General features: G+C 68.7%; 2 protein-coding genes and 1 pseudogene. 2 read left to right on the forward strand and 1 reads right to left on the reverse strand.

The features are described 5' to 3' along the window. The first annotated feature begins 102 nt into the window (after positions 1–102). Together WAN02_RS18600 and WAN02_RS18605 are read left to right on the forward strand one after the other, a co-directional pair. Complete coding sequence (locus WAN02_RS18600; RefSeq protein ID WP_422265720.1) at positions 103–948, forward strand: glycosyltransferase family 2 protein; 846 nt, start codon at positions 103–105, stop codon at positions 946–948. A gap of 1 nt (position 949) precedes the next feature. Continuing rightward, the gene (locus tag WAN02_RS18605; RefSeq protein ID WP_422265719.1) at positions 950–2,020 is read left to right on the forward strand and encodes a sugar phosphate nucleotidyltransferase; all 1,071 of its coding nucleotides are present in this window, start codon (positions 950–952) and stop codon (positions 2,018–2,020) included. A gap of 146 nt (positions 2,021–2,166) precedes the next feature. Here the strand turns inward: WAN02_RS18605 and WAN02_RS18610 are convergent. Continuing rightward, positions 2,167–2,372 (reverse strand): annotated as a pseudogene (locus WAN02_RS18610) (PE-PGRS family protein); the annotation flags it as partial.

A 2,372-nucleotide genomic window follows, 5' to 3' on the forward strand; every position in this document is an offset into this window, starting at 1 on the left:
GTCTGGCCCCACTGCGGCCATGGCGAGAAGCGCTGCAGGCAGCGCTGTCCGCACCGCTGGATGCCTGACCGCTACCCTCAACCCGTGAGTGACGTGCTGCCGGTGGTCACGGTGACCTATTCGCCGGGCCCGCATCTGGACCGGTTTCTGGCATCGCTGTCGCACGCGACCGAGCGGCCAGTCAGCGTCCTGATGGCCGACAACGGCTCCACCGACGGGGCGCCGCAGGCCGCGGTCGAGCGCTACCCGGGTGTACGACTGTTCTCCACCGGGTCCAACCTCGGCTACGGCAGCGCGGTGAACCGCGCGATCGCGGAGCTGGGCGATGTCGACGAATGGATCATCGTGGCCAACCCGGACGTGCAGTGGGGCCCCGGCAGCATCGACGCGCTGCTGGACGCCGCGGCGCGCTGGCCGCGCGCGGCGACTTTCGGACCGTTGATCCACGACCCCGACGGGTCGGTGTACCCGTCGGCGCGCCAGCTGCCCAGCCTGTTCCGCGGCGGGATGCATGCAGTTGTCGGACAGCTCTGGAAGACGAACCCGTGGTCGGCGGCCTACCGCCAAGAGCGGCTGGAACCCAGCGAGCGGCCGGTCGGGTGGCTGTCCGGATCGTGCCTGCTGGTGCGCCGCACGGCCTTCGAGCAGATCGGCGGCTTCGACGAGCGCTACTTCATGTATATGGAGGACGTCGATCTCGGCGACCGGATGGGCCGCGCGGGCTGGCTCAACGTCTATGTGCCGTCGGCAGAAGTCCTGCATCACAAGGGCCACGCGACCGCGCGGGAGTCGTCGCGCAATTTGGCAGCGCATCACAAAAGCACCTACACCTACCTCGCGGACCGGCATTCTGGACCATGGCGTGCTCCGCTGCGGCTGGCCTTCCGGGCAGGTTTGGCGGTGCGGTCGCGGCTGATGGTGCGCAGTTCTGCAGAAGGGCATCGGTGAGGTGAGCAAGCACGTCGACGCAATCGTCCTCGTTGGCGGTAAAGGCACTCGGCTGCGGCCCCTGACGCTATCGGCGCCCAAGCCGATGTTGCCCACCGCCGGGTTGCCCTTCCTGGCCCATCTGCTGTCGCGGATAGCCGCGGCCGGCATCGAGCACGTGATTCTCGGAACATCCTACAAGCCAATGGTTTTCGAGGCCGAGTTCGGTGACGGGTCCAAACTGGGTTTACAGATCGAGTATGTGACCGAGCAGAGTCCGCTGGGCACCGGCGGCGGAATTGCCAACGTCGCGGGCCGTCTGCGCCACGACACGGCGCTGGTGTTCAACGGCGACGTGCTGTCCGGAGCAGATCTCGGTCAACTACTCGACTACCACCACCAGCAGCAGGCCGACCTGACCCTGCACCTGGTGCGGGTGAGCGATCCCCGGGCCTTCGGTTGCGTGCCGACCGAAGACGGCCGAGTCACAGCGTTTTTGGAGAAGACCGAGGATCCGCCGACGGATCAGATCAACGCCGGCTGCTACGTGTTCTCTCGGGAGACCATCGATCGGATTCCGCGCGGCCGCGAGGTGTCGGTCGAGCGCGAGGTGTTTCCCGCCCTGCTGTCCGGCGGCGTCAAGGTATTCGGATACGTCGACACCAGCTACTGGCGTGACATGGGCACACCGGAGGACTTTGTGCGCGGATCGGCGGATCTGGTGCGCGGCATCGCTCCGTCACCGGCGCTGGGTGGCCATCGCGGCGAGCAGCTGGTGCACGACGGGGCCTCGGTGTCGCCCGGAGCGCTGCTCATCGGCGGCACCGTCGTCGGACGTGGCGCTGAGATCGGTCCCGGCGCCCGGTTGGACGGCGCGGTCATCTTCGACGGCGCGCGGATCGAGGCCGGCAGTGTGGTCGAACGCTCGATCATCGGGTTCGGTGCGCGGATCGGTCCGCGGGCGCTGGTCCGCGACGGCGTGATCGGCGACGGCGCCGACATCGGCGCCCGCTGCGAGCTGCTGCGGGGAGCGCGGGTGTGGCCCGGCGTGCACATTCCCGACGGCGGGATCCGCTACTCCAGCGACGTCTGAGCTGGTTCGTTCTGGCCGAGCGACCGTGATGCCACGCGGGAAGCGGCGGTGACACCGCTCGCTGAGACTGCAGTTTTGCGCAAGACGGTTGAACAAAAGAGAGGCCCGCCGAAGCGGGCCTCTCCGTTGTGTTGCCTTCCTGCAGGTTACGCGCCCGGGCCTCCGGTGCCAGGGTTCTGGCCAGCGGCCCCGCCGCCGGTGCCGCCAGGGCCACCGGGGGTAACGCCGCTTGGCGGGTTGGGGTTGGTTGGGCCGGTCGCAGTGCCAAACTGAGGCGCAGTAGTGCCTGGGACGCCAGCGCCGTTGGCCCCGCCGTTACCAGCGACCGTGCCGGCTGTGCCGACGCCGCCGG

This window comes from Mycobacterium sp. (assembly GCF_049281135.1).
GTDB lineage: Bacteria > Actinomycetota > Actinomycetes > Mycobacteriales > Mycobacteriaceae > Mycobacterium.